General features: G+C 57.7%; 21 protein-coding genes and 3 tRNA genes. 20 read left to right on the top strand and 4 right to left on the bottom strand.

From position 1 onward, the window contains the following. Window positions 1-140 precede the first annotated feature (140 nt). Both CPPEL_RS06495 and CPPEL_RS06490 read left to right on the top strand, forming a co-directional pair. On the top strand, window positions 141-755 hold the full coding sequence (locus CPPEL_RS06495) for an HNH endonuclease family protein (protein ID WP_245990406.1): 615 nt from the start codon (window positions 141-143) through the stop codon (window positions 753-755). Window positions 756-826: 71 nt separating this feature from the next. Next, window positions 827-1,750, top strand: a complete 924-nt coding sequence (locus CPPEL_RS06490; RefSeq protein WP_123960355.1) for a DoxX family protein — start codon at window positions 827-829, stop codon at window positions 1,748-1,750. An 84-nt stretch (window positions 1,751-1,834) separates the two neighbouring features. On the opposite strand, the gene ilvD is transcribed toward CPPEL_RS06490, so the two are convergent. From ilvD to CPPEL_RS11220, 3 genes are read right to left on the bottom strand one after another with little or no spacing between them, the layout of a single operon-like run. Further along, window positions 1,835-3,676, bottom strand: coding sequence for a dihydroxy-acid dehydratase (gene ilvD / locus CPPEL_RS06485; RefSeq protein ID WP_123960354.1), 1,842 nt, complete (start codon window positions 3,674-3,676; stop codon window positions 1,835-1,837). 2 nt (window positions 3,677-3,678) lie between these two features. After that, on the bottom strand, window positions 3,679-4,197 hold the full coding sequence (locus CPPEL_RS06480) for a PH domain-containing protein (RefSeq protein WP_123960353.1): 519 nt from the start codon (window positions 4,195-4,197) through the stop codon (window positions 3,679-3,681). 12 nt (window positions 4,198-4,209) lie between these two features. Continuing rightward, window positions 4,210-5,643 (bottom strand): mechanosensitive ion channel family protein, encoded by a 1,434-nt coding sequence (locus CPPEL_RS11220; RefSeq protein WP_206608919.1) that lies wholly within the window; start codon window positions 5,641-5,643, stop codon window positions 4,210-4,212. A 320-nt stretch (window positions 5,644-5,963) separates the two neighbouring features. Between CPPEL_RS11220 and CPPEL_RS06470 the strand changes: the two genes are divergently transcribed. The 13 genes from CPPEL_RS06470 to CPPEL_RS06410 all read left to right on the top strand — a co-directional run bounded on the left by CPPEL_RS06470 (window position 5,964) and on the right by CPPEL_RS06410 (window position 22,272). Beyond that, window positions 5,964-7,916, top strand: coding sequence for an acetolactate synthase large subunit (locus CPPEL_RS06470; protein ID WP_123960352.1), 1,953 nt, complete (start codon window positions 5,964-5,966; stop codon window positions 7,914-7,916). Between the two features lie 11 nt (window positions 7,917-7,927). Further along, a complete protein-coding gene (gene ilvN / locus CPPEL_RS06465) occupies window positions 7,928-8,449 on the top strand; it encodes an acetolactate synthase small subunit (RefSeq protein WP_123960351.1) in 522 nt (173 codons plus the stop codon). Between the two features lie 107 nt (window positions 8,450-8,556). Continuing rightward, window positions 8,557-9,570 (top strand): ketol-acid reductoisomerase, encoded by a 1,014-nt coding sequence (ilvC, locus tag CPPEL_RS06460; RefSeq protein WP_123960350.1) that lies wholly within the window; start codon window positions 8,557-8,559, stop codon window positions 9,568-9,570. 217 nt (window positions 9,571-9,787) lie between these two features. Next, window positions 9,788-10,675 (top strand): cation diffusion facilitator family transporter, encoded by an 888-nt coding sequence (locus tag CPPEL_RS06455; protein WP_123960349.1) that lies wholly within the window; start codon window positions 9,788-9,790, stop codon window positions 10,673-10,675. A 10-nt stretch (window positions 10,676-10,685) separates the two neighbouring features. Continuing rightward, window positions 10,686-12,476: a GmrSD restriction endonuclease domain-containing protein gene (locus tag CPPEL_RS06450; RefSeq protein ID WP_123960348.1), complete on the top strand. Its 1,791-nt coding sequence runs from the start codon at window positions 10,686-10,688 to the stop codon at window positions 12,474-12,476. 66 nt (window positions 12,477-12,542) lie between these two features. Continuing rightward, complete coding sequence (locus CPPEL_RS06445; RefSeq protein ID WP_123960347.1) at window positions 12,543-14,162, top strand: hypothetical protein; 1,620 nt, start codon at window positions 12,543-12,545, stop codon at window positions 14,160-14,162. A gap of 335 nt (window positions 14,163-14,497) precedes the next feature. Next, window positions 14,498-16,090, top strand: a complete 1,593-nt coding sequence (gene serA / locus CPPEL_RS06440; RefSeq protein WP_245990405.1) for a phosphoglycerate dehydrogenase — start codon at window positions 14,498-14,500, stop codon at window positions 16,088-16,090. Between the two features lie 160 nt (window positions 16,091-16,250). Then, window positions 16,251-16,799 carry an OsmC family protein gene (locus CPPEL_RS06435; RefSeq protein ID WP_123960345.1) on the top strand — a complete coding sequence of 183 codons (549 nt, stop codon included), beginning with the start codon at window positions 16,251-16,253 and terminating at the stop codon, window positions 16,797-16,799. Next, window positions 16,800-17,831 (top strand): acyl-CoA dehydrogenase family protein, encoded by a 1,032-nt coding sequence (locus CPPEL_RS06430; RefSeq protein ID WP_123960344.1) that lies wholly within the window; start codon window positions 16,800-16,802, stop codon window positions 17,829-17,831. It begins immediately after the preceding gene. A gap of 52 nt (window positions 17,832-17,883) precedes the next feature. Next, window positions 17,884-18,897 (top strand): 3-isopropylmalate dehydrogenase, encoded by a 1,014-nt coding sequence (locus CPPEL_RS06425; RefSeq protein ID WP_123960343.1) that lies wholly within the window; start codon window positions 17,884-17,886, stop codon window positions 18,895-18,897. Window positions 18,898-18,938: 41 nt separating this feature from the next. After that, window positions 18,939-20,792 (top strand): putative nucleotidyltransferase substrate binding domain-containing protein, encoded by a 1,854-nt coding sequence (locus CPPEL_RS06420; protein WP_123960342.1) that lies wholly within the window; start codon window positions 18,939-18,941, stop codon window positions 20,790-20,792. A gap of 3 nt (window positions 20,793-20,795) precedes the next feature. Further along, window positions 20,796-21,446 carry a 3'-5' exonuclease gene (locus CPPEL_RS06415; protein WP_123960341.1) on the top strand — a complete coding sequence of 217 codons (651 nt, stop codon included), beginning with the start codon at window positions 20,796-20,798 and terminating at the stop codon, window positions 21,444-21,446. A gap of 28 nt (window positions 21,447-21,474) precedes the next feature. Further along, window positions 21,475-22,272, top strand: a complete 798-nt coding sequence (locus CPPEL_RS06410; protein WP_123960340.1) for a fumarylacetoacetate hydrolase family protein — start codon at window positions 21,475-21,477, stop codon at window positions 22,270-22,272. A 44-nt stretch (window positions 22,273-22,316) separates the two neighbouring features. On the opposite strand, the gene CPPEL_RS06405 is transcribed toward CPPEL_RS06410, so the two are convergent. Beyond that, the gene (locus tag CPPEL_RS06405) at window positions 22,317-23,435 is read right to left on the bottom strand and encodes an isochorismate synthase (RefSeq protein WP_123960339.1); all 1,119 of its coding nucleotides are present in this window, start codon (window positions 23,433-23,435) and stop codon (window positions 22,317-22,319) included. A gap of 25 nt (window positions 23,436-23,460) precedes the next feature. Here CPPEL_RS06405 and gltX point away from each other — a divergent pair, with 25 nt between their 5' ends. The 5 genes from gltX (at window position 23,461) to CPPEL_RS06380 (ending at window position 26,901) form a co-directional block, all read left to right on the top strand. Beyond that, window positions 23,461-24,933 (top strand): glutamate--tRNA ligase, encoded by a 1,473-nt coding sequence (gltX, locus tag CPPEL_RS06400; RefSeq protein ID WP_123960338.1) that lies wholly within the window; start codon window positions 23,461-23,463, stop codon window positions 24,931-24,933. An 82-nt stretch (window positions 24,934-25,015) separates the two neighbouring features. After that, window positions 25,016-25,087 (top strand) — tRNA-Gln (locus tag CPPEL_RS06395). A gap of 16 nt (window positions 25,088-25,103) precedes the next feature. Then, window positions 25,104-25,176 (top strand) — tRNA-Glu (locus CPPEL_RS06390). A gap of 132 nt (window positions 25,177-25,308) precedes the next feature. Further along, window positions 25,309-26,445 (top strand): cutinase family protein, encoded by a 1,137-nt coding sequence (locus CPPEL_RS06385; protein ID WP_123960337.1) that lies wholly within the window; start codon window positions 25,309-25,311, stop codon window positions 26,443-26,445. A gap of 380 nt (window positions 26,446-26,825) precedes the next feature. After that, window positions 26,826-26,901, top strand: a tRNA-Glu gene (locus CPPEL_RS06380). Window positions 26,902-26,904 lie beyond the last annotated feature (3 nt).

Below are 26,904 nucleotides of genomic sequence, written 5' to 3'. Positions count from 1 at the left end.
CCCACTCAGTGCAAGCCTTCGAATTCCAGTTCGATCATATCGGAGGTTGCTTGCTACATTCTTTTCCTATGCGATCCAAGCTTCCACGACTCCTCGTTGCCTGTGCGGTTTTTATAACGCTCACAAGCATTGCATGGCAGGTGGCACAAGAGCGGGGCTGGATACCAGAGCAGATCACCACACCAGTGCCAGCACATGGGGCAGTCGATCAACTCATCATTCGCCAGCCCGAGGCAACACCGCCCTATGATCGTGATGCCTTTGGTCAGGCATGGAGCGACGACGTCGACGTCCCAGGCGGGCACAATGGCTGCGATACCCGCAACGATATGCTCCAACGCGACCTGAGCAACATCACATTCAAACCCAACACCCGAAATTGTGTGGTGACTTCCGGCTACTTACAAGATCCCTACTCCGGCCTGGGACACCAATTTCTCAAAGGCAACCGCACCTCCACCGAAGTACAAATTGATCACGTTGTAGCCTTAGCCGATGCCTGGCAATCAGGTGCATGGCGCTGGGATGCAGATTTGAGAAGAAACTTTGCCAATGATCCAGCTAACTTACAGGCCACCCTGGCAGCAGAAAACCAAAATAAGAAAGCAAAAACTGCAGATCAATGGCTTCCTTCTGACCCGGCCTACGCCTGCACCTACGTCCAGCGCCAAGTGGATTTGAAGCTGCACTACCAATTAAGCGTGACCCAAGAAGAACACGACGCGATGGCCAGAATCCTAAACGGCTGCAACTGAAAGTAACGATTCTATTGCAGCGGGCGAGTGGGAGCCCAGAAACTTCCAGGCAATCACCTACGCTGGTGCCCATGAGCAACAATGAAACACCAGATCGCGCAAGCGACTTCGACGATATCCCCACCTATGGTGCAAAGCCGGCCGCCAACGAGGGCAAACAACATGATCTCTATCGCCGCGCCGGCCGCGTAGCGCCTCAGAAGATCGAACCTCAAAGCAGCACCAACGCTAAGACGCCGGCTGTAGATCCAGACGAAGAGGCCACCACCGTATTTGAAGAGCCCAAGGTAGATCGCAGCGCCCCCTTGGCCTCTGACGCGCCAGCAACCTATGAGCCCTCCTCCTATGCGGATGAGGATTATGCGCCCACCGGATCTCACCCAGTGGCTCCTGCCACCACGGTGTATGCGGATCCGAATGCTCAGGTGCTCAGCGATGAGCAAGTAGAGCAGGTTGCAGCAGTAGGCGCTGCCGAAGGCGCAAAGCGCGGCACCATCGATTTTGGTTTGCTCCTGCTGCGCGTGGTGCTTGCGGCCTGGCTGCTCTACGACTCTATTAGCGTGTTCTTCGGCGTGGGCGATCGCAGCCTCGGCGCACTGGAATCCGACTTCGGAGCCTATGCATATCCGAACCTGCTCTCCATTATCCTGCCCACCTTGGAACTTGCAGCCGGCGTATTCCTGCTCTTTGGCCTGCTCACCCCGATTGCCGCGGCACTTGCCACTGTTGCTACCTCCTTTATGTTCCTCCACCAGGTCTTTTTGGCAAATGGCGAGGCCTTTGCGTCCACCAAAGACACCCTCTTCTTAAGTGGTCTGCTCGCAGCACTGAGCGTGGTGGTGCAATTTACCGGCCCCGGCCTCATCTCGCTGGATACCAGCCGATCCTGGGCACGTCGCCCGCTGGCAAGCTCCTGGTTCTTTGTTATCGCAGCCATCGCAGGCGCCATTGCGCTGTGGTGGTTCGGAGCGGCAGTCAACCCGATCCAGCGCTAACGCATCACCGCAAAAAGCAACACTCCCCAAAAGCCACCGAATCTTCTCGGTCTTCAGCTTTTGGGGAGTGTTTTTTCTAGCTTGTTAATCCACCTGGCGCACCGCGCCCTTATCGGCTGAGGTCGCCATCTTTGCGTATGCGCGCAGCGCCTTGCTTACTGGGCGTTGGCGCTCCTTGGGCGTCCAGGGGTGCTCGCTTGCCTGCATGCGTTCGACCCTGCGGTTGATCTCTTCTTCGCTGAGATCAAGCGAAAGCACGCGGTTGTGAATATCAATCGTGATCGGGTCGCCATCTTCTACCACACCAATGAGTCCACCGTGTGCGGCTTCTGGAGACATGTGGCCAACAGAGAGCCCGGAGGTGCCACCGGAGAAACGCCCATCGGTAATCAGCGCACAGGCTTTGCCCAAACCAGCGCCTTTGAGGAAGGACGTGGGGTGCAGCATCTCCTGCATGCCCGGACCACCCGAGGGGCCTTCATAACGAATCACCACAACATCGCCGGGGGAGACTTCCTTATTCAGGATCTTCGATACTGCCTCTTCCTGGCTCTCGCACACCAGGGCAGGGCCGGTGAACTTCCACAGCTCTTCTTCCACGCCGGCCGACTTCACCACGGCGCCATCTGGTGCCAGGTTGCCGCGCAGAATGACCAAGCCGCCGTCTTCGCTAAACGCGTGGTCTACAGAGTGGATGCAGCCGTGTTCCTGATCGGTATCCAGTGACTCCCAGCGGTTGGATTGAGAAAAAGCCTCGGTGGTGCGCACGCCACCGGGTGCGGCGTGGAAGAGCTCGATGGCCTCATCGCTTGCCTTGCCGCCGCGAATATCCCACTCGCCTAACCACTCATCCACATTGGAGTGGGCAAGGGAGTGCACATTGGTTTCTAATAAACCCTTGCGGTGCAGCTCGCCCAAAATCGCCGGAATGCCTCCGGCGCGGTGGACATCTTCAATGTGGTAGCTGCCATTGGGGGCAACCTTAGAAATGCAGGGGATCCTGTAGGAAAGCTCGTCAATATCGGAAAGATCGAAATCAATCTCTCCTTCTTGGGCGGCTGCAAGCGTGTGCAGCACGGTGTTCGTGGAGCCACCCATGGCCATATCCAAGGCCATGGCGTTTAAGAAGGCCTCTTTGGTGGCCACGTTGCGCGGCAACACCGATGTGTCTTCTTCGCCGTAGTAGCGCTCGCACAGCCGCACCACCAGCTCGCCGGCTTGCTCAAAAAGACGCTTGCGGGCGGTGTGGGTGGCAAGGGTGGTGCCGTTGCCGGGTAGGGAAAGCCCTAGCGCCTCGGTCAGGCAGTTCATGGAATTGGCGGTGAACATGCCGGAGCAGGATCCGCAGGTGGGGCAGGCCGAGGCCTCGATGGTGGCCAAGTCATTATCGCTAATGGCGTCGTTGGCAGACGCTGTGATGGCGGTGATCAAGTCGGTGGGGGTTGATGCCACGCCGTCCACCACGACCGCCTTACCGGCTTCCATCGGCCCGCCGGATACGAAGACTGCGGGGATATTCAAACGCATCGCGGCGTTGAGCATGCCGGGGGTGATTTTGTCGCAGTTTGAAATGCACACCATGGCATCGGCGGTGTGGGCATTGACCATGTATTCCACGGAGTCTGCGATGATTTCACGCGAGGGAAGCGAATACAGCATGCCGCCGTGGCCCATGGCAATACCGTCGTCAACGGCAATGGTATTGAATTCCTTTGGTACGCCACCGGCTGCACGCACAGCGTCTGCGACGATGTCGCCGACGTTTTTTAGGTGCACATGGCCTGGAACGAATTGGGTATATGAATTCACAATCGCCACGATTGGCTTGCCAAATTCATGTTCCTTAGTGCCGGTTGCCCGCCAGAGGGCACGAGCCCCCGAAGCATTGCGGCCAACGGTGGTGACGCGTGAACGAAGGGGGATCATCGTTATTCCTTAGGGGAGTCTGCTTGACCAGGCTTTGCTGCGCGTGCCTGATACTGTTCGTATTCTTCTTGGGTCATCATCACCTGACGGCCGTCCTTGTGCACCACCACGACCTTTTCATCGGCGGCGCGACGTCCGGCAGTCAATGCGTCAGGGATGCGACCCCGTGAAGCCTCTTCAAGTTTAGGCAAACTACTAAATGAGACACCCGGAAGGCTAAAACTCGTGCCATCTTTGCGCTCTACCAAGGCCTTTGATCCGCGGAAGCTAATACCTGCGATGGAGTCCCAGCTTGCAGATTTCGGCTTTGAAAATAGGTAGTGGGCGCTGATGCCGTCCTCGTTGAGCACGGTCTTTACTTTTAACACCCAGGCGATAAACACAAGGGGAAAGACCAAGAACCACCCCAGCAGCAGCGGGTTATAACTAATGCCGATCAGCACAATGCAGATCATGATGCCTGCAGAGAGCAAATGGGTGCGATCGGGACGGAATAGCTGGGGTGAGGTTTCCTGGCTCATAAGCAAAAGATTCTAGCGCAGCGGGAAAAGGCCCTCGGCACCCTCCCGCTCAGAGGTGCGCTCGCTTTGGCCGCGCTCCTGCTCGCCGCCTTCTGGCTCGGCCGTGGTGGTGGGCTCGCCAGTTGGTTGCTGCGGTGAGGTGGCAGTGGGTTGCTGAGTTTGCTGCTGCTGGGTGGGTTGCTGCTGCGGGTATGAGGTGGCGGGTGCCTCGCTCGGCGTTGGGCTGGTGCTGGAGGTGCTAAAACGCTCAGGAGCCAGCAAACCAACGGTGCCGTCGTAGTTTTGATCATCCGGCGACCAGGTCAAACCTTTGAGTACCAGCAATATGCCGAAAGCGCCCAGCAATAATGCGGTAGAGACCCTGGTCTTGCCGCCGCCGGTAATGATCCTGCGCCAGCCGGTGTAGTGCACTGGATCGTCTTGCTTGTTCAAGGTGGCCGGTGCTTCTTCCTCCGCTGCCGGATCTTCGGGGTGATCGATCCGTTCGATGGAGTTTTTCACGCTGTGGCCGTGGGCGTGATCCTGCGTGGTGGAGGCGGTCTCGTTGCTTTCCGAAGCTTCTGGGGCTGCTGTTTGGAACTCTTCGGCAAACGCACCAGTCAGTGTGGGGGCTGAGCCGTATTCGCGCCAGAACTCATTAATGATCTCGGTGCGGATTGCGCGCTCGACAAACCACTGGGTGCCAGGCTGGACCTGGACTACAAAGCGCATATCCGAAGTCCACGGCATGCCCACGGTGGTTGGTGGGGTGACGTCCAAGGAGGGGTGCACGTCGAGCTGGCCAAGGACCTTTTCTGCCACGTCGTGTTGGTTTAGGGCCTTTTGGGCAGCTTTTCCTGCACGGTCAATGGCCTGATAGATCGAATCGGAGCCAAGCAGCGGCACCGAGACTTTACATACGGCCTTCGACCAATAATTTGAGCTGTTAATGCATACGCCGGCCTTGGAGTTCGGCACGATCACGGTGTCTTCGGCCAGGGTGCGGATGCGGGTAGCACGCATGGTGATCTGAATGACGGTGCCTTCAACGGTGGCTGCGCCACCTTCAAAGCGCACCCAGTCGCCCACGCCGAATTGGCGTTCGCTCAAGATGAAAAAGCCTGCGAGGAAGTCGGCAATGATCGACTGGGCGCCTAAACCAATGGCGGCTGAGGCCGCGGTGGCAGGAATGGCAGCACCCGCCAGTGAGAAGCCGAGCTGCTGCAGGATAAAGACGAATAAGACAAAGTAGGCAATGAGCTGCGCAATATAGACAGCTACGCCTGCAAAGGCGAGGTGGGTTTTGGATTCTCGATCGTTTTGATCGATCACCTTCCTTTCCACAATGCGCATGGCAAGGCGGCCTGCGCGTGGGACGAGGAAAACCAAGATGATAAGAAGACCGAGGTTAAAGCCAGTCTCCACCATCCAAATCCAGAATTTGTGCAGAAGATAGCTAAACGGCATGCGCCCAACTATAGACACCTAAGCGAGGTTGCTTCCGTGGTGGGTGAGCAATCTCAAGCAGGGGGCGCAAGGTGAAATTTAGGGCATAGTGCGGGGGTAGTGTGAAGCAGCTCATTTTCGACGTTGTGGGGCATTTCGGGGGTGGAGCAGGGGGAAGAATCTGTTTGCCGTGGTCTGCTGTGTAAAATAACGCCCTGTGAACATCCTTCGACTTGTAGTAATTACCGAGCGGCGCCTGCCGTAGCGGCCTACAAGTCGTAACGTCAGACGCCCTCGCCAGCAGTAGCTGAAGCGAGGGTTTTGTTGTTTGACCCGGTGGGATGATTGCGAAGTTGCGGTACACCTCCGTAGCACTGAGATGGAAAAAGGAGCTTGAAGTCGTGGCAGCCCCAAACAAGCCCACAACACCTAGCCCGGCGATGCTCGCCGCGCGTCGAAAGGCCCAGCAGCCCCAGCGCATGACCGGTGCGCAAGCTGTGGTGCGATCACTAGAAGAACTCGGCACCGACACAGTGTTCGGTCTACCTGGTGGCGCAGTGCTTCCCCTCTACGACGCCCTCTACGACGCAGAGGAGCTACGCCATGTGCTCGTGCGTCACGAGCAAGGCGCAGGGCATGCAGCTACTGGTTATGCGCAGGTCACCGGGCGGGTTGGTGTGTGTATTGCAACCTCCGGCCCTGGTGCCACCAACTTGGTTACTCCAATCGCAGATGCCTATCTCGACTCGGTGCCCTTGGTGGCCATTACCGGCCAGGTTGGCCGCAGCTTGCTTGGTTCCGATGCGTTCCAAGAAGCCGATGTTCGCGGCATCACCATGCCGGTGACTAAGCACAACTTCATGGTCACCTCCCCAGAGGAAATTCCGCAGGCGATTGCCGAGGCCTTCCACCTGGCTAGCACGGGCCGCCCTGGTCCGGTGTTGGTGGATATTCCTAAAGATATCCAGGCCATGGAGATGGATTTCCAATGGCCGCCGGTGATTGATCTGCCCGGTTATCGCCCCGTGCTTACCCCCCACAACCGCCCGATCGAACAGGCTGCCCGCATGATTTCCGAGGCCAAGCGCCCGGTGCTGTATATCGGCGGTGGTGTGGTGAAGGCCAATGCTTCTGAAGAGTTGCGCCAATTGGCTGAATATCTCGGTGTGCCGGTGGTGACCACGCTGATGGCTCTTGGTGCTTTCCCGGATTCTCATGAATTGCACATGGGCATGCCTGGTATGCATGGCACGGTGCCGGCGGTGGCTTCGATGCAGCGCTCTGATTTGCTGATCGCTATCGGTACTCGTTTTGATGATCGCGTCACCGGTGCCGTTGATAGTTTCGCTCCTGATGCCAAGGTGATTCACGCCGATATTGATCCGGCGGAGATTGGCAAGATTCGTAGCGCAGATGTGCCCATCGTGGGCGATGCGGCAGAGGTGCTTCGTGCGCTGCTTGAAACCTCCAAGCAGTTGGCGCTGCCCAAGCCCAAGATCGACCGTTGGCGTCACTACTTGGACAACCTCAAAGAGAAGTTCCCGCGCGGTTGGGATGAAAGCGACGACGGGATGTTGGAGCCGCAGGCGGTGATCCGTGCGATTGCCAAGCATGCCGATAAAGACGCGGTGTTCTGTGCCGGTGTTGGCCAGCACCAGATGTGGTGCGCGCAATTCCTTGACTTTGAGCAACCGCGTAAGTGGCTGAACTCTGGTGGTTTGGGCACCATGGGTTATTCGGTTCCTGCGGCCATGGGTGCAAAAGCTGGCGATCCCGATGCCGAGGTGTGGGCGATTGATGGCGATGGCTGCTTCCAGATGACCAATCAGGAGCTGACCACCTGCACCGTTGAGGGTTTCCCCATCAAGGTTGCTGTGATTAATAACGGCAACTTGGGCATGGTGCGCCAGTGGCAGACCCTGTTCTATGGCGGGCACTATTCCAACACCAAGCTGCGCGAGCAGGATCATTACCTGCCGGATTTCGTTGGCCTTGCCGAGGCCCAAGGTTGCGTTGCTATCCGCGTGACCAAGGAAGAGGAGATCATTCCGGCGATTGAAAAGGCGCGTTCGATCAATGATCGTCCGGTGCTGATCGACTTCATCGTTGGCCAAGACGCCCAGGTGTGGCCGATGGTGGCTGCGGGCAATTCCAACTCCGAGATCGAATACGCCAGGGATCTTCGCCCGCTTTTCGACGACGAAGAGTCCGCTGCAGTTGAACTTTCCGATATCGACGAGGCTGTCGACCAGGGCATCGAAGAAGCCTTAGAGCGCCGCGACGAGCAGGCCTAGGAGGATATGTCATGAGTAATACTGAAATTTCCAGGCACATTTTGAGTGTGCTGGTCAAAGACTCCGACGGCATCATTTCGCGCGTTGCCGCGATGTTCTCGCGCCGTGGCTTCAGCCTCGTTTCGATCGTCTCGGGCATTACTGAGCAAAAAGGCATCAATCGCCTGACCATCGTTGCTGATGCTGATGAGAACACGATTGAGCAGATCACCAAGCAATTAAACAAGCTCGTGCCGGTGTTAAAGGTGGTGCGCTTGGACGAGGACACCACGGTGGCTCGCGGTTTGATGATGGTGAAGGTATCTGCCGATGCCACCAACAGGCCGCAGGTGGTTGATGCTGCCAATATCTTCCGCGCCCGCGTGGTGGATGTGGCACCGGAGTCGGTGGTGATCGAGGCAACGGGCACGAAGGGCAAGCTGCGCGCCCTCTTGGATGTGCTTGAACCCTTTGGTATTCGCGAGTTGATCTCTTCTGGTCAAATTGCGCTTTCGCGAGGGCCTAAAACCATGGCGCCGAGCGGAAACCGCTAACGCGGCCGTCGAAAAGCTTAAAAATCCCACAAAATGAGACAAATTAGCTTCCACCGTCCCACATTTTGATATACGATGAGTGTGGAAGCGATAGAAAGGTGATAGCAGTGGCTATTGAAATTTTGTACGACGCAGATGCTGATCTCTCCCTGATCCAAGGACGCAAGGTAGCCGTCGTGGGTTATGGCTCCCAGGGTCACGCACACGCAATGTGTTTGCGCGATTCCGGCGTCGAGGTCGTGATTGGCCTGCGTGAAGGCTCGAAGTCTGCAGCAAAGGCTGAAGAAGCCGGCTTTAAGGTGATGAGCAACGCAGACGCCGCTGCATGGGCCGATGTTGTGATGATCCTGGCTCCGGATACCTCCATCCCGAAGATCTACAACGAGGAAATCGCTCCTAACTTGAGCGAAGGAAACGCGATCTTCTTCGCCCACGGCCTGAACATTCACTTCGGCCTGATCGAACCTGCCGAATACCTCACCGTGGCCATGGTTGCACCGAAAGGCCCAGGCCACCTGGTGCGCCGCCAGTTTGTCGACGGCAAGGGCGTGCCCTGCCTGATCGCTGTGGAACAAGACCCCACCGGTGAAGGCAAGGCTCTCGCGCTGTCCTACGCCGCAGCCATCGGCGGTGCTCGTGCCGGCGTGATTCCGACCTCCTTCCGCGAAGAAACCGAAACGGACCTCTTTGGTGAGCAAGCCGTGCTCTGCGGTGGCCTGGAATACCTGATGATGGCCGGTTTTGAGGTGCTCACCGAAGCTGGCTACGCCCCCGAAATGGCCTACTTTGAGGTGCTGCACGAGATGAAGCTCATCGTGGACCTCGTGTGGGAAGGCGGCCTGGCCAACATGAACTACTCCATCTCTGAAACTGCAGAGCTGGGTGGCTATGTTGCAGGCCCGCGCATCATCGACGAAGGTGCCAAGCAGCGCATGAAGGACGTGCTGGCAGATATTCAGTCCGGCAAGTTCGTCCAAGACATGGTCAAGGACGTAGAAAACGGCCAGCCTGAGCTCAAGCGCATGCGCGAAGAAGTAGCATCGCACCCCATTGAAAAGACCGGTGCAAAGCTGCGCGATCTGATGAGCTGGGTGAAGAACCCGATCACCGAGACTGCCTAAGGCGAGACTGCTTAAAGCGAGGCTGCCTCACGCGAGACCGCCTCAAGGCCGCAGGCTAAGCGAGGCTGAAATACCGCAATCAACACTGCCCCGCATACCCAGATAGTTGGGTGTGTGGGGCAGTTGCCTTTTTGCTCTGCTGTCGTGGGGGTAGTGAGGCGGGGGAGGGTTTTCAATAGGGTTTCAATAAGCGCTGTTTCTGGCTACACTGTGCGCCATGCACTCCCACGCTGAACCTCGCGGCACTCGCTCATTGCTGATCGCCTTGGGCGTTACCGGCAGCATCTTCCTAGTCGAGCTCATCGGAGGCGCCATCGCCGGCTCCTTGGCCTTGGTCTCTGATGCAATGCACATGCTCTCGGATTCCACCGGCCTTGTCGTGGCCTTAGTAGCCACGCTCATGGCCAGCAAGGCCGCCAACGCCAAAGCCACCTACGGCTATAAGCGCATTGAGGTCTTCGCCGCGATGCTCAACGCCGTCACGGTGGCTGGAGTGTCAATCTGGATCGTGGTCGAAGCATTCAACCGCCTCAGCAACGGGGCAGTCAATAACGCCAGCACCACCTTGCTCATCGGCACCATCGGCCTGGTTGCCAACATCATCAGCGCACTGGTGCTGCACCGCGACCGCGAACACAGCATGAACATCCAGGGCGCCTACCTGCACGTGCTTGTCGATCTCTTCGGCTCCATCGCCGTGATCATCGCATCGATCCTCATGCTTTCCTTCGGCTGGTTCTGGGCCGATACCGTAGCCTCGCTGATCATCGCCGCCTTGATCCTGCCGCGAGCAATGCAACTGCTGTGGAACGCCCTAAACGTATTGCTTGAACGAGTGCCTGCGAATGTAGATACTAACGAGATTCGCCAAAGCCTCGAATCACTAGAATGCGTCACCGCCGTGCACGATCTTCACGTGTGGAGCCTCGACGGCGCTGAGATTTTGGCCACCTGCCACCTCGTGGTGGAAACACCAGTCACCACCGATTGTGACCTTCTTGATCGAGCACAAGCTGCATTGAAGCATCACGGTGTGGGGCATTCCACGATCCAAATCGAAGTTTCCGGCCACGGCGCCCACGAGGAAGTTTGCCATCACAGCTAGACTCAACCCCATGGGTTTTAGTACTCCAAGTTACGACCTCATTGACATCTTCAACCGCATCGACCGAGGAGATCTGCAGCTTCCAGACTTCCAGCGCGACTATCGCTGGGATGTCGATCGCATTCGATCCCTGCTGGTAACGGTGCTGCGTGGCTATCCAATCGGCACCCTGATGGCCCTGGATACCCGCAACGAGCCCATGCGCTTTCGCCCGCGCCCAATCCAGGGTGCGCCGGATACCGGTGTGGCTCCCGGCATGCTGCTGCTCGACGGCCAGCAACGCATCACCACCTTGTACCAGTGCTTACGCGGCGATGGACTCGTAGAGTCTGTGGATCTGCGCAACAAGAAAGCTAAACGACGCTTCTTCGTCGATATCAACCGCGCCGTGGAAAGCGAAGTGATGCCCGACGAGGCCGTCATTTCCGTTGACGAGCACGGCCATGTGCGATCACACTTCGCCGTTGGTTTGCCTGAGACCATTAGCGAAGACACCGCCATCGAAGCCGGACTCATCCCGGTGCACACGCTGCTGACCGACCGCGGATCAGACATGCTCTTTGATCTTGCCGGCCGCTCTGATGAAGGCCAACGCGAGCGCACCAAGCGCTTCCATAACGCAGTGCTTCGTCCACTGGTGCGCTACGCAGTGCCGATGACTCGCCTCGACCGCGAAACGGCACAAGCCAGCATCGGCTCCATTTTTGCCCAAGCCAATGCGCACGGTTTGCAAATGGACGTCTTCGAACTGCTCACCGCCGTCTTTGCTGCGGAAGATCCGGATTTCCGCCTCCACGACGACTGGGCGCTTACCGAATCGGTGCTGCGTCGATACCCAGCGCTTGATGGCATCACCAAAACTGATTTCCTAAGCGCGGTGGCACTCTATGTCACCGCCTTGCAAGGCCATGCCAGTGGCCAGCGCGAAGCCGTGCTTGCGCTTTCGCTTCGCGAATACCTGCCTGCGGCAAAGAAAGTGCGCGCAGCCTTCCATGAAGCCGCGAACTATATGCGCCAGCGCTGCATGCTCACCACCTCGCAGGTGCCCTATACCCAGCAGCTCGTTCCGCTCGCGGCAATCATCGCCTTGCTCGCAGAAGATCCCCATGTGATGACGCAGAAGCAATCCTGGGATCGACTCAATCGCTGGTTCTGGTGCGGTGTGTTCGGTGAACTCTACGGCTCCCCAGCGCTTACCATCCGCATGGGCCAAGACGTAGACGAAGTCACCGCATGGATTCGCGGCCAGCGCGAAGCACTGCCTGCCTCTATCAGCGGTGCACGCTTTGTAGAATCCCGCCTGCTTTCCGCCGGCCCAGACTCCGGATTGTATAAAGGCATCTACGCCTTGCTCGAGGGGCTCGGGGCCAGGGATTGGCGCACCGGCACGGTGATCGATCAGCACACAGCCCCCGCCATGGGCGTGCATTTCCGCACCATCTTCCCGCTTCGCTGGTGCGAGGAAAACGGTATCGACCCGGTGCTTGCACACTCGGTGCTCAACCGCACCCCCATGGGGCGGCGCACCTACGTCATGGTGGAAGAAAGCTCCCCGGCGCGCTACCTCTATCGAGTGCAATCCAAGTCGCTGATGGATGATGAGGAATTTGATCAGGTGCTTTCAAGCCACCAGCTTGATCCCTACCTACTATTTAGCGCCAACGCCGAGGCCTTCTTTAATGATCGCCGCCGCAGGTTGCTTGCCATGATCGAAGACGCCATGGGCACCACTGCAGTCCACGACGTAGACGAGGCAGATTTAAGCGCCGGTGAAGAAGGCCCAGAGGCCTTTAATAACTAAGGTGCTACCCTTAAAAACCCCACCGCGGAGTGGGGTTTTTCTGTGCTGAAAAAGGAGGCTGGTTCGGTGAAGGCAAAACTGGCATTGGCAAGTGCTTTGACCTTGCTCTTAAGTGCCTGCGTATTTGGAAGCGATGAGCCCAAAACATACGAGCAAGCCTTAGAAAATGCCCGTGCCGAAAACCTCAGCCACCACGCCTCAACGGATTTTCAGCAAACCCCAGAAGTCATTGGTGATCCCTTTGGCGATGGGGTAGCGGCCTCCCAGCGCTTTTTTAAAGATTCCAACACCCTGATCATCTCTGATGACGAGATCCACTCGCAGTTGCGCGCAGCATCACTAGCGGTGGTCAGCCACTCGCCCATGGTGACCATGCGCGATGATAACCGCTCAACCGTGCTCAACGAGGTGGATCGGCTTCAAGCCCGCTATGTCTTATTAGTAGGAGACGTCAGCATCGCCACCACCCGTGGCGAAGTGATGGTGATCCAAGATCCCGGCACCGAAGATGCCCTCGGGCACCTCACTGCCTTGAAATTCAACCCGATGCCGGTGAGTAACCGCCAAGATGTCACCGCCGCCATTGCTGGGCTTGAAGCCGACGACGCCACGCTGCTGGTACCCGATTGGCCAAATATTGGGCCTGCACCAGAGATACCAAAGGCGAGAGAAGATGAAGTACCGCATGGCTTCCCCGGCCAATCGAAACGCGATGCTGATCAAACCCCATTGGTAATCGCAAGCCCCGAATCTTCCATCGCTGCTGCTGCCACCGCGCGAGCATACGGCGCAGCACTGGAGGTGCTGCCGTTTCCAGATCCACGCTTTGATGCCCAAACTGCACTCAGCGTGGCTGGTTTGGCAGAAGAACCACTGATTGCCCTGGGCTCTCAATTTGGCAACGAGGAAACACTGAGCCGCCGCATCGAAGAAGCCGAACAGATCCGCCACTGGCTTCCCAACGGCCGCGGCATCGTCTTTAGCCGAGAGCCCATCTACATCCAACCCGGCGGCGTGGATCAATCAGAAGCCGCGGGCAATGGCGATGATGCAAGCAATCCAGAAGACCAAGACCCGATCACTACCCAGGGTGCAACTGGCAAATGGATGCGAGCTTCAACGCTGATCGGCCAAGAATCATTTAGCGCTAATCAACAACGGGTGCTGGATTGGGCCAAGCGCCTTGAAGGCGCCGGCGATTTTGGTGTGCTGCTTTTTGAACCAGGCGATGAGTTGCTGGTCCAGCAAGTCAATACCTTCAGCCAAGCCTTGAGCTTGCCAAATATCCATGTGGCCATCGACGCCTCCAAAGTAGGCGAGGGCGTTGTTGAAAGCGAAGAACTCAACGCCGTGGCCAAACTGCTGGCCACCATTGTCAAGCAAAACCAGCTCGCCCAAAAAGCCCTGATCGTGGTGGCTGAAGACCAAGAGCAAATTGGCCATCCTAAGGATCTGAATTTCCGCTTCCCCCAAGTGGCCTTTGCTCTGGCAGCAGATGTACGAGGCGCAGGCTCTTTGGCCCAAGCACAACAACGCTACGAACGCTTCGATATTCAAGCTCCCTGGCACGCAGCGATCCTTCGCGATGGCTCCTTTATTGGCCAAGAAGACGGCAAACAAAGCGATTGGTTATTAGAGTCCGAACAGTTCAAGCCCGTGCCCTGGCTTGCGTTGATGGGCTACTAGCGCCAACGCCGCACCTAAAACCAACGCACACGCGGCACCAACGTCGCATGCTTGGCGCTCGTCGCGCCGGGTCTTGCCAGGGGTGCATCGGCACCGAACCTTCAGAGCACTATTGGCGTGCAGCCCCCGCGTTTGGGGGATGCTTGAAGTTTTTCTCGGTGGATCCGCGTGCGCAAATGGGGGGAGTGGTGTGCAAATGGGTGTCTCAGTCGGAGGCGGTTGGCGTTATGCTTGTCGCGTCGCACGCCACAATTGGGAAGGCGTGGTCCTTTGGCGCGGTGGCGCGGTCGTGTCGCCACGGCAAAGCAGCATTTTCCATTTCAGGAGCAATTTTCGTGAGCAACACCCGTCCGGTCGTCCTCATTGCCGATAAACTCGCCCAGTCCACCGTGGATGCACTGGGAGATTCCGTAGAAGTACGTTGGGTTGATGGCCCAAACCGCCCTGAGTTACTCAAGGCCGTCGTTGACGCCGATGCACTGCTGGTGCGTTCTGCTACCACCGTGGATAAGGAAGTGCTCGACGCCGCCAAGAACCTCAAGATTGTTGGTCGCGCCGGCGTTGGCCTCGATAACGTGGATATTGCCGCTGCGACTGAACGCGGTGTGATGGTGGCAAACGCCCCGACTTCCAATATTCACTCGGCCTGCGAGCACGCCATCTCCTTGCTCTTGTCCACCGCGCGTCAGATTCCCGCGGCAGATAAGACCTTGCGTGATGCTCAGTGGAAGCGCTCTTCTTTCTCCGGTGTAGAGATCTTTGGCAAGACCATCGGCATCGTGGGCTTTGGCCACATCGGTCAGCTGTTTGCCCAGCGCTTGGCTGCGTTTGAAACCACCATCATTGCCTACGATCCTTATGCAAATCCGGCTCGTGCTGCTCAGTTGGGTGTGCAGTTGGTCGATCTTGAAGAGCTCATGCAGCGCTCCGATTTCGTCACCATTCACCTGCCCAAGACCAAGGAAACTGCCGGCATGTTTGATGCCGAGTTGCTTGCGAAGTCGAAGCAGGGTCAGATCATCATCAACGCTGCGCGCGGTGGATTGGTCAACGAGCAGGCGCTTGCCGACGCCATCCGTTCGGGCAAGATCCGTGGCGCAGGCTTCGATGTGTTTGAAACCGAGCCTTGCACCGATTCGCCCCTCTTTGAGCTTGACGAGGTCGTGGTGACTCCGCACCTTGGTGCTTCAACGGTTGAGGCTCAGGATCGCGCCGGCACCGATGTTGCGGCTTCGGTGCTAAAGGCCCTGGCTGGCGAATTCGTCCCCGATGCCGTCAACGTTGCCGGTAACCAGGTGGGCGAAGAGGTATCGATGTGGCTCGATCTTGCCCGCAAGCTCGGCTTGGTGGCAGGCAGGCTATTGGATCAAGCACCGGTTTCCCTGGAGGTTGAGGCTCGCGGTGAGCTTTCCAGCGAAAACGTCGACGTGCTTGGCCTCGCGGCGCTGCGCGGTTTGTTCTCGGGCATCGTTGAAGAACCTGTCACGTTTGTCAATGCTCCGCGCATCGCAGAAGAGCGTGGGGTAGAGGTGGAAGTGTCCACCCACACCGAATCCAAGACGCACCGTTCGGTGCTCGAGGTGCGTGCGGTTGCCGCCGATGGCACCACTGCTTCGGTGATCGGTGCGCTGACTGGGCTCAATGGCGTGGAGAAGATCGTGCGCATTAACTCCCGTGGCTTGGATCTTCGCGCCCGTGGCTACAACCTCTTTTTCCAGTACAGCGACGCCCCCGGCGCGCTGGGCAAGGTTGGCACGAAGCTGGGCAGCAATGGCATCAACATCGATGCTGCTGCGCTGTCTCAAGATGCAGAAGGTGGCGGAGCTACCCTGATCCTGCGCGTGGATCGCGCGGTGGAAGAAGATCTGCTCAATGAGATCGCAGGCGAGATCGGCGCAGAGTGCTTCGCCGTTGATTTCGGTTCTTAATCAGGTCTAGCGCCAAGGGGTGATCATCCCTCTTGGCGCTTGCGTTGACGCCGCCTTTGGGCGGCGTTTTCTTTTGTATGAATAAAATAGACCGCTCGGTATGGCAAAAATAGACGGAACGCTTTAGTATGGTTGAGACCGACCTACTGAAAGGAACTTCATGTCTGATCTCACCCCTAACCACAAGCCCGGCGAAGCACTCGAACCCATCGATGCCGAGCGTCTTGCATCCCTGGCTCAGAAGAACCAGGAAAACCCCGCCGGTGGCAAGAAGCAGATTAAGACCCACACCGAGGCAGACGGCCAGTTCCGCAACTACACCCAGATCCGCGATCTGGAGCCGGTCCTCGTGGCTGAGCCCCCTCAGCTTCTTGGCGATAACAGCGCAGGCAACCCCACCGAGGTTGCGCAGGCTGCTCTGGCTTCCTGCATTTCTGTTGGCATCCAGGCCATCGCTACCCACCGCGGCGTTACGCTGACCAAGATCGCCATCGACATCGAATCCGATATCGACATCTCTGCCGTATGGGGCGTTGGCGACCTTGACGAGGACAAGCGCACCGGCGTTTCCGATGTTCGCGTCAAGATCGAGCTTGAGGGCGATGCAGACCGCGAGACCCTGGATAAGATCCAGCGCGATGCTGTGAAGTGGTCTCCTGTGGTAAACACCTACACCCGTCCGGCAAACCTCACCTCCGAGCTGGTCTAAATGAGCGCATTACCCCGAGATATTGCCGAGACTATCGCCAAGAACGCCCAGGCTGTAGATAAAGGCGAACTCGGCGCGGATTACATCATCGACCTGCTTGCACAGCAAGATCTGCTTGGCCTTGGCGCACCGCGTGGCGGGCAGTTGCTCGAACCGATTCGCCTGATCCGCGAGATTGCCACCTTGGACCTTTCTGCTGCCTTTAGCCTCTGGGCCCACAGCATGGTCATTGAGTACCTCAACCTCGCAGGCGGGGAGTATGCCCAGGAGGTTCTTCCGGGTCTGTTCCGCGGCGAGCGCCCAGGTGTGACCGGCATGGCTTCGGTCTTTAAAGAGGCTGCCGGTTGCGGTGAGGTTGAGCTTGAGGCTGAACCTGCTCAGGGTGGCTTCGTGGTCAGCGGCACCTTGCGCTGGGCTTCGAACCTCAAGCCTGAGTCGCTGGTGATCACCGGCGCCAAGCTCGAGGGCAAGCCGGTGGTCTTCGCCGTGGATGCGAATGCCGAAGGTGTCAGCCTCGGCACTCCTTTCGGGCTGCTTGGCCTCAATGCCACGGCTTCTACCTCTTTGCAGTTTGATCAGGTGTTTGTGCCTGAGCGTCAGATTCTTTCGCGGGATCTTTCGAGCTTTGCCAAGAGCATTCGCCCGACCTTCGTGCTGCTGCAAACTTCGGAGTGTTTGGGTGTGGCCCAATCGGCTGCCGAGCAGGCATCCAAGCGCCTTGAGGGTGTAAATGCCGTGTTCGCTGCCGAGGTGGAGCAGGTGCAGGCTGATATTGCGCAACTGATTCGTGTGCAAGAAGAGCTTGCCACCAAGGATGCGCCGCAACCTGTGGAGCTGCTTGAGCTTCGCCTTGCTGCTGCTCAGGCTGCTGTTAATGCCACCCAGTTGGAGGTTCGTGTTGCCGGTGGCGCAGGTTATGCGCAGCATTCTCCAGCTTCTCGACGTTTCCGCGAGGCGGCCTTCTTGCCGGTGCAATCGCCAAGCGAGGCTCAATTGAAGTGGGAACTCGATCAGGCCAAAAAGGCCGCCTAGGCTGTGTTAGACTGCCGGTAAGTTCACCTAGTGGGAATTGGAGTTCCATAGAATGAAACTGGCAGTGATTGGCGGCGACGGCATTGGCCCAGAAGTAACCAATGAGGCACTCAAGGTGCTTCGCGCGCTCCGCGATGACGTCGAGGTCACAGAATTCGACCTCGGCGCCACTCGCTATCTGCGTAATGGCGAAATTCTGCCCGATGCCGATTTAGCAGCCTTGTGCGAACACGATGCAATCTTGCTCGGAGCCATTGGTGCTCCAGGCGAGGTGCCCCCAGGCGTGCTCGAACGCGGCCTGCTATTAAAGATGCGCTTCGCGCTGGATCACCACGTCAATCTCAGGCCCTCAAAGCTCTACCCCTCCTCAACATCTCCGCTGGCAAACCCCGGCGACATCGACTTCGTTGTGGTGCGCGAAGGTACTGAGGGGCTGTACTGCGGCAACGGCGGCACCTTGCGTGAAAACACTCCCCACGAGGTGGCCTCGGAGGTTTCGCAAAACACCCGCTATGGCGTGGAACGCGTTGTGCGTGATGCTTTTGCTCGCGCCCAAGCGCGCAGGAAGCACCTCACCTTGGTGCACAAGACCAATGTGCTGGTCAACGCCGGTGGTTTGTGGAAGCGCACCGTAGACGAGGTAGCCAAAGAATTCCCAGACGTCACCGTGGATTATCACCACATCGATGCAGCCACCATTTATATGGTCACTGATCCTTCGCGCTACGACGTGATCGTCACCGATAACCTCTTTGGCGATATCCTCACCGATCTCGCCGGCGCGATTACCGGCGGCATTGGCCTTGCGGCCTCAGGCAATATCGATGCCACAGGAACACACCCCTCCATGTTTGAGCCGGTGCATGGCTCGGCCCCGGATATCGCTGGCAAGGGCATTGCAGATCCCACTGCCGCGATCTTGAGCGTGGCACTGATGCTTCGTCACCTAGGCGATGAAGAAAACGCCCGCAAGATCGAAGAGGCGGTTGCCGAGGATGTGCAAAATCGCGGAGAGATTCGCACCGAAGAAGTAGGCGACCGTATTGCCGCCGCAGTTTCTTGCTAAAAACCAAGACATATGGCTTGGCTCACCATTAAGCTAAGCCCATGTCAGTGGAACTGCAAGAGGTACACAACTTCCTCGCCGAACACGCCCCATTTGCTCAACTCAGCCACACGCTGCTTGCGCCACTACCTCAAGCCTGCACCATGCGCTATGTCCGTGCAGGCGAGACGGTAGTGGCCTTGGATAGCCCCAATGACTACTGCTTTATTATCCGTTCGGGTGCCGTGGATGTGCTTGATCAGCAAGGCGTGTTGCTGGATCGACGCGATGCCGGACGTTGCTTTGGCTATTCCACCATCCTGGGCGAAAACCGCTCCCGCTATCAGATGGTGGCCGTAGAAGATTCCCTGTTGCTGCTATTGCCACGCGAAGCATTCCTTCAGGTGGCGCAGCAAGATGCGGCATTCGAGCGCTTCTTTTCTAGCCAATCCAAGCGCATGAGCGCTGCTGCCCAGCATTTGCGTTCCGATTCCTCCTCAGAGCTGCTGCGCACGCCGCTAGAAAAATTCATGATCCGCGACGCCGCCACCGTAGGCCAGGTCAGCATCCGCGAGGCTGCCCAAGTGATGACGAGCCGCAACGTTTCATCGTTGCTGATCACCCAGGACGGCAAGGTAAGAGGCATTGTTACCGACCGTGATCTTCGCAGCAAGGTGGTGGCCCAGGCTAGAGATCCTCACGAGTCCATCGAGCGCATTGCCACCATCGAACCTGTGACGGCCAGGGCCGAGACCTCAGCACTGGAGGCCATGCTCACCATGACAGAGCTTGGCATCCACCACCTGCCCGTGGTGGATGAACAAGAGCTGCTCATCGGCATCGTCTCAGCCGCCGATATCATGCGGCTGCTTCGAAACGACCCGATGTATATCACCGCCGATATCTCCTCGCGGCAAACGCCCGAAGAACTCGCGCAGGCCTACAGCATGGCCCACGATGTGGCGCTGCGATTTATCGAGCGTGGCGCAGGTGCCGAAGCTGTTAGCGGCGTGCTCACCCTGGCTGCCGATGGCATTGCCCGCAGGTTGTGCACGCTCGCAGAAGAAGAGCTCGGCCCACCGCCGGTGCCCTATGCCTTTGTGGTGGCAGGCTCGCAGGCGAGAAAAGGCATGGGTCTTGCCTCGGATCAAGATAATTGTCTGGTGCTCAGTGATGAGTACCAAGACGAGCACAATGAGTATTTCGAGGCGCTTTCACAGCGTGTATGCAGTGGACTCGATGCGGCCGGGCAGGTGCTGTGCCCAGGGGATATGATGGCCTCCAATCCTCAGTGGCGCATGACGCGACGGCAGTGGATTGATACTTTCCAGCATTGGATCACCGCCCCCGAGCCCGATGCCTTGCTGCACGCGCAGACCTTCTTTGATTTCCGCGCGATCCACGGTGCGAGCGAATTGGCCAAGGAAGTCCATTCCGAAGCCATTGCCATGGCGCAGACGTCGAAACGCTTGCACGCCCACCTTGCTACCTTGGCTGCTCGGCGCGAACCGCCGCTGGGATTTTTCCGTGGCTTTGTGGTCGAGCGAAGCGGGGAGCACGTGCACCAGCTCGATCTGAAAAAGGGCGGCATTTATGCGGTCACGCAATTAGCGCGACTATTTGCCGTCGCCGGCGGGATTGATCAGATTGCTACGCGCCAGCGCCTCCAACTGGCAGGCCAGGTAGGCAGTGTGTCTGAACGCGGCGCGCAGGATTTGATTGATGCGTTTGAGTTTTTAAGCACCATCGCATTGCGCCACCAGGCAGCCCAGATTAGGGCAGGGCAGCGCCCGGATTATCACGTGGACCCGAATGCGTTGAAGAAGCTGGACCGCGAGCACCTGCGTGATGCCTTCCAGATCATTAAGAATATGCAAAATGCTTTGAGCACCAAGTACCCGATCCGGAATATCTAAGCCATGTTTGGACTGTTTCAATCTAAACCCAAGCCCACCGGGGCACTCGCGCAGATGCCGCCGTGGCCTGCGCCTTCCACGCCGCTTGATCAGTTGAATCTGCTGGCTGTGGATATTGAGACCACGGGGTTTGATGCCAAGCGCGATCACCTCATCTCTATTGGCTGGGTGCCGATCAACGGTGGCGAGATCCAGTTATCGGGTGCGGGATATACGGTGGTGAAGTCTGAGCACACGGTGGGGGAGTCGGCAACGATCCACCAGCTCACCGACGCCATGGTGGCCCAAGGTCTCGAGCAACAAGCCGCACTCGAGGCCTTCTTGGCTGCGCTTGAATCCCGGGTGCTCTTGGCGCACTTTGCCAGTTTGGAAACCTCCTTTTTGGATGTGCTGTGCCAGAAGTATTTCAATGCCCCCTTGCGCGCGCCGGTGGTAGATACCTTTGCGTTAGAGCGCAGGCACATGGAGCGCATGGGCACGTATCCGCGTGGTGAGGATCTTCGGCTTGCTCGTGTGCGTGAACGCTATGGGTTGCCTTGGTATGGCAATCACAATGCTTTAAGTGATGCCCTTGCTTGTGCCGAGTTGTATTTGGCGCTCAGGGTGCACACGAAAGCGAATACTTTGAAAGCTTTGCATAATTCCCAACCTTAAGGCCACCCCTCGTAGTAGGATGGCCTCCATGCGTTTTGGACGAATTGCGACCCCCGAAGGAATGGCCTTCTGCGTAGTAGAGGGCGAAGGCGAGAACGCCCTGTGCCGCCAGATCGAAGGTACCCCGTTTACCGAACCGAAGTTCACAGGCAAGGAATGGAAGCTTGGCGACGTCCGCCTGCTTGCACCAATGCTGCCTTCCAAGATCGTGGCGATTGGCCGCAATTATGCAGATCACGTTGCAGAGGTGTTCCAAAAGAGTGCTGAGCACCTGCCCCCGACGCTCTTTTTAAAGCCCCCGACAGCCGTGATTGGCCCTGGTGCCGCCATTAAGATCCCTGATTTTGCCACCAAGGTGGAATTTGAAGGCGAGCTTGCCCTCGTTATTGGCAAGCCCTGCAAGAATGTCAAGGCTGAAGACTGGAAGCAGGTGGTGCTCGGCTTCACCATCATCAACGATGTGTCTTCGCGTGATCTTCAATTTGCCGATGGCCAGTGGGCTCGCGCCAAGGGCATTGATACCTTCGCGCCACTTGGTCCGTGGATTGAAACTGACCTCGAATCCATCGATACCTCCAATTTGCCCATCAAGGCTCACCTCACCCATGAGGGCAAGACTGAAACCAAGCAGGATTCGAACTCCAACCAGATGATCATGAATCTGGGCGAGATTATCGAATTTATTACCGCCTCCATGACGCTGCTGCCGGGCGATATTATTTGTACCGGTTCGCCAGCCGGCACCGCTGCAATGTTCCCGGGCGACTTCATCGAAATCGAGATCCCAGGCATTGGCAAACTGGGTAACCCAGTAGAACGAGCCTAACTACTGCCCTCCCAAGCGCCAGCGATATCGCTGGCGCTTTTTCTTTAAAGCCGAAGCCCAAGGGCTTTCATAATGGTGCGCAATTTGGCACTTGTTTCTGCCACCTCTGCCTGCGCATCGGAGGCCTCCACAATGCCACCTCCGGCCCAGGCGCGGGCGTGAGTGCCATCACCGGATACCTCAGCGCACCTGATGGCCACCATGAATTCCCCATCGACACCTTCGGCCCAGCCCACCGCGCCGGCGTAGAAGCGCCTGTCTGCCTCGGCAAAAGAGATTAACTCCTCGGCGTCATCGGTTGGCGTGCCGCAGATCGCGGGGGTGGGGTGCACGATGCGCGCGAGCTCGAGGGCAGTCATCTGTGCATCCTTGAGCGTGCCAAGCACGGGGGTGGCCAGGTGCCACATCTCATTGGTGCAGGTTAATTCCGGGGTATCGGGGATATCTAGATGCGAGCACAAAGGTGAAAGCTTTCGGCGTAGGTGCTCGACCACAAAGCGGTGTTCATCAAGATCTTTTGCCGAACGCAACAGGGCTTCGCCACGTTTTTTATCTTCAATCGGATCCACCGCCCTTGGCGCAGAACCTGCCAGGGGATAGGCGCTCACGGTGGAGCCTTGCTTTTTTATCAACACCTCCGGTGAAGAACCAACGAGCATATTGCCCACAAAGTCCTCACCAGCAGGGGAGAGATCCACAATAAAGCCATCGCGGTGCAAAGAAAGGTCAATCAGGCGGGCCGCAATCAGGCGCGGATCTACCGGCGGATCAAAGCGCACGTCGACGGCGCGGGCAAGTACCACCTTGCGCAGCACGGTGTTGCGCATCGTCTCAATCGCAGCGGCCACGCGGTGGGCATGCTCGGCCTCATCGGGAACTAAGGCATCGAGGCTAGCATGAAGCTGCGCGCCTGGTCCTTGGCGATAGTAGCCATGAGGCTCTAGTGGCCCATCTTCACGGATGATGCTTTGGGGGACGGTGAAAGCGCAGGCGTGGTCGCGTCGAAAAGCTAAGGCCCCTACCACCATTTCACCGCGACGAAGAGCCGCGATGGCGTCGTCGATATTATTGAACTGCTCCTTTACCCCCTGGGTGCGGATAGACCCATGCGCTCGAGAAAGTAGAAAATCGGGCGCGGAAGCCGGGCGAGAGGATGCACACATGGCAGGACAGTCTAGTATAAAACCCATGTCTGAAGTACGCGTTCGATTCTGCCCTTCGCCCACCGGCACGCCCCACGTAGGCATGGTGCGCACCGCCTTATTCAACTGGGCCTATGCACGCCACCACGGCGGCAAGCTCATCTTCCGCATCGAAGATACCGACGCCCAGCGCGACTCCGAAGAGTCTTACCAGGCCATTATCGATTCCCTCCAATGGCTCGGCATGGACTGGGATGAAGGCGTAGTCAAAGGTGGTCCGGATGAGCCGTACCGCCAAAGCCAGCGCATGGATATCTACGCCGAGGTGCTTGAAAAGCTCAAAGCCGGCGGCTACATCTACCCGGCCTATTCCACTGCCGAAGAAGTCAAAGAACGCCACAAGGCCGCAGGCCGCGACCCGCAGCTTGGCTACGACAACTTCGATCGCGACCTCAGCCAAGAGCAGATTGATGCCTTTGAGGCAGAAGGCCGCAAGCCCGTGTGGCGCCTGCGCATGCCAGATCAGGACTGGAAGTGGAACGACCTGGTCCGCGGCGAGATCGAATTCAAGGCCTCCACGCAGCCGGACTTCGTAGTAGCCCGCTCCAATGGTGCACCGCTATATACCCTGGTAAACCCCGTCGATGACGCACTGATGGGCATTACCCACGTGCTGCGCGGCGAGGACCTTTTGCCTTCCACCCCGCGCCAATTGGCCCTCTACGAGGCTTTGAAGGCCATCGGCGTTGCCGAGCGCACCCCGGAATTCGGCCACCTTCCCTTTGTTATGGGCGAGGGCAATAAGAAGCTTTCCAAGCGCGATCCGCAGTCCAACCTGTTCAATCACCGCGACCACGGCATCATCCCCGAGGGCATGCTGAATTACCTCGCGCTGCTTGGTTGGTCCTTGAGCCACGATAAGGACATCTTCTCGGTAGAAGAGCTCGTTGAGCATTTCGACGTCACCGATGTCCTCCCCAACCCTGCTCGCTTTGATCAAAAGAAGCTTGAAGCGATCAACGCGGATCATATTCGCCTGCTATCGCCTGAAGATTTCCGCGATCGCCTGCGTGACTACCTGCGCGAGTACTACGACTTTGAGTACCCGGAGGAGAAGTTCGCAATCGCAGCCGATTTGGTGCAGACCCGCATCAAGACGCTCTCCGATGCCTATGGCCTGCTGAAGTTCCTGGTTACAGCCGATGAGGATCTGGAATTGGATGAAAAATCCGCCAAGAAGAACCTCAAGGAAGCAGCTATCGAACCGCTTGAACAAGGCATCGCTGCGCTTGAGGCCGTAGATGAGTGGAACACCGCCAATATCGAGCAGGCATTGCACAGCGCGTTGATTGAAAAGCTGGAGCTGAAGCCCCGTGTGGCCTATGGTGCGCTGCGCGTTGGTATTTCGGGTGCTGCGGTATCGCCGCCGCTGTTCGAGTCCATGGAGTTGCTGGGTAAGGAATCCACCCTTGCTCGTCTGCGTGCTGCCCGCCAGCAAACCCCATACCAGGCCGCCTGACCAGCAGGTTTGTGTGGCTTTCGCAGATGTGGTTATATTAAGCCTCGTTGCACAGCAGGGTGAAAGCCCAGCCGCACAACATTGGCCTATGGTGTAATTGGCAACACTACGGTTTCTGGTACCGTCATTCTAGGTTCGAGTCCTGGTAGGCCAGCAGGCTTTTTGCCTATGCCCCGTTCGTCTAGTGGCCTAGGACGCCGGCCTCTCACGCCGGTAACACGGGTTCGAATCCCGTACGGGGTACAAATGATCAGTCGACAAACGTCGGCTGATTTTTTGCATTCACGGCCCTTTCGTTCGCATCTTTTTTCGTACCCATCTTTTTGCGCTCGCAACTTCGCCCGAGGGGCAATTCCTGCATTGTAGGGTAGTGATATGCGCAGATCTGCAGCCCTTAGCATCGTCTCTTTATTGCTCGCATCCTCCGCCCTTTGCCTGCCTGTTCAGGCAGCGCCCCATCAAGTAGAAGCCCAGCAAGCAGCGCCCCAGCAAGCAGAAGCCCAGCAAGCTAGCTGCCCGGCGTTACATATTGCCGTCACTCCTGGCACGGGTGAATCCAACGCCCAGGAAGATCCGCGAGAGATCACAGGCCTAAGCAAGGGCAGGAACTTCGTCCAAGAAGTAGCTGAGCAATTCGATGGGGTAGATGCCTGGCAAACTCCCTATCCGGCCAGTGCCGGTATGGTCACCTCCATTGATAAAGATGACGCCCAGGCCATGCCCTATGGTGTGTCGCGGCGCGAGGGGGAACGCAGGCTGCTTGAGCACCTCCAGCAGCTTTTAGCCCAGTGCAGCGATACCAAGGTGGCGCTGGTTGGGTTTTCTCAAGGCGCGCACATCGCCGGCGATGTGGCCACGCAGATCCCCGCTGATCGGGTAGCGGCGGTGTATTTGATTTCAGATCCCAAGCGTTCCAGGGCCTTCGGCAACCAGACCGCGGCAGGAGCTGCGCTTCCTATCACCAACAAGGGCGCCATCCCGTCCGATCGTCACGGGGTGCTTGGCGAGCGTCAACCGGGGGAGTTTGAGGGGCTGAATGTGGTGCAGGTGTGTGCGCTGCATGATCCTGTGTGCTCGATTATCCAGGGCGATCCCGTGATTGACTTTGCCCGCGCCCAAGACGAACGCAGTGATGCGACAGCGTATTTAGAAAGCGATAGCCGCATTGATCAAGCCCGCTTGCTTGCCAGTGAGTTGGCCATGGTGAGGCAGTTGCCATCGACTTCGCTGGCTAAGGTGATGCTGCAGGCCTCGCAGCACACCACTTATACCGGCGAGCGCAGAGATTTCACCACCATCGACGGGGTGCGCGTGGATGATTGGATGGCCATGGAATTAAGCCGCATTGCCTCCGAGGTCACCGGCGAGCACAAGGATATCCAGCCCAAACCCGCCGAGGAGCACCACGGCTATTGGCAGGTGATGGGCTATCCGCTGTGGAAGGTTATGGATCAGCTCTATGGGCCGAAATCTGATCAGGCACAATTGACGTGGCAGGTGTTTGATCTTTAGAAAAATTTTCCTGTTTTCTCTTCCCACAAGCCCATATTGGGTCTAGCATCAGAGCTAACAGAGCAACTTCGCCCCATCGAAATAAATAGCAAGGTTCATGCTCTTAAGGGCATGAGGTGAAGGTGGTCGAGCAAAGCGGTTCTGTGGAACTATTCCCCGAGATCCGGAGGTGCTATGGAAGAGGAAACGCACAGCGCGATCCTTTTTTAGAAGCATCGGTCCTAACCCCTTCTAGCGGACGCAGCACACCACTGCTTGATACTTTCGCTTTTCGACGAGAATGTTTCTCAGGATCCGCGCTTTTACTACCCTGACGTGCCGATTTGTTGAGTACAACATCGGCACTCTACTATTGCTTGAGAAGCAACCGCTTGCTACTAGCCCCGTTCGTCTAGTGGCCTAGGACGCCGGCCTCTCACGCCGGTAACACGGGTTCGAATCCCGTACGGGGTACCATCA

This window comes from Corynebacterium pseudopelargi (assembly GCF_003814005.1).
GTDB classification, from domain to species: Bacteria; Actinomycetota; Actinomycetes; order Mycobacteriales; family Mycobacteriaceae; genus Corynebacterium; species Corynebacterium pseudopelargi.
The sequence above is the reverse complement of the archived record's forward strand: the minus strand, read 5'-3'. Positions and strand labels throughout refer to the sequence as shown.

What these genes read in the sequence shown, in the direction of transcription:
- ilvD (WP_123960354.1), bottom strand. Translation starts at nt 3,676, where the DNA reads ATGATCCCCCTTCGTTCACGCGTCACCACCGTTGGCCGCAATGCTTCG.
- CPPEL_RS06455 (WP_123960349.1), top strand. Translation starts at nt 9,788, where the DNA reads ATGCACTCCCACGCTGAACCTCGCGGCACTCGCTCATTGCTGATCGCC.
- CPPEL_RS06410 (WP_123960340.1), top strand. Translation starts at nt 21,475, where the DNA reads ATGCGTTTTGGACGAATTGCGACCCCCGAAGGAATGGCCTTCTGCGTA.
- CPPEL_RS06385 (WP_123960337.1), top strand. Translation starts at nt 25,309, where the DNA reads ATGCGCAGATCTGCAGCCCTTAGCATCGTCTCTTTATTGCTCGCATCC.
- ilvN (WP_123960351.1), top strand. Translation starts at nt 7,928, where the DNA reads ATGAGTAATACTGAAATTTCCAGGCACATTTTGAGTGTGCTGGTCAAA.
- CPPEL_RS06435 (WP_123960345.1), top strand. Translation starts at nt 16,251, where the DNA reads ATGTCTGATCTCACCCCTAACCACAAGCCCGGCGAAGCACTCGAACCC.
- CPPEL_RS06405 (WP_123960339.1), bottom strand. Translation starts at nt 23,435, where the DNA reads ATGTGTGCATCCTCTCGCCCGGCTTCCGCGCCCGATTTTCTACTTTCT.
- CPPEL_RS06425 (WP_123960343.1), top strand. Translation starts at nt 17,884, where the DNA reads ATGAAACTGGCAGTGATTGGCGGCGACGGCATTGGCCCAGAAGTAACC.
- CPPEL_RS06470 (WP_123960352.1), top strand. Translation starts at nt 5,964, where the DNA reads ATGATTGCGAAGTTGCGGTACACCTCCGTAGCACTGAGATGGAAAAAG.
- CPPEL_RS06450 (WP_123960348.1), top strand. Translation starts at nt 10,686, where the DNA reads ATGGGTTTTAGTACTCCAAGTTACGACCTCATTGACATCTTCAACCGC.
- CPPEL_RS06430 (WP_123960344.1), top strand. Translation starts at nt 16,800, where the DNA reads ATGAGCGCATTACCCCGAGATATTGCCGAGACTATCGCCAAGAACGCC.
- CPPEL_RS06490 (WP_123960355.1), top strand. Translation starts at nt 827, where the DNA reads ATGAGCAACAATGAAACACCAGATCGCGCAAGCGACTTCGACGATATC.
- CPPEL_RS06415 (WP_123960341.1), top strand. Translation starts at nt 20,796, where the DNA reads ATGTTTGGACTGTTTCAATCTAAACCCAAGCCCACCGGGGCACTCGCG.
- CPPEL_RS11220 (WP_206608919.1), bottom strand. Translation starts at nt 5,643, where the DNA reads ATGCCGTTTAGCTATCTTCTGCACAAATTCTGGATTTGGATGGTGGAG.
- CPPEL_RS06420 (WP_123960342.1), top strand. Translation starts at nt 18,939, where the DNA reads ATGTCAGTGGAACTGCAAGAGGTACACAACTTCCTCGCCGAACACGCC.
- CPPEL_RS06480 (WP_123960353.1), bottom strand. Translation starts at nt 4,197, where the DNA reads ATGAGCCAGGAAACCTCACCCCAGCTATTCCGTCCCGATCGCACCCAT.
- gltX (WP_123960338.1), top strand. Translation starts at nt 23,461, where the DNA reads ATGTCTGAAGTACGCGTTCGATTCTGCCCTTCGCCCACCGGCACGCCC.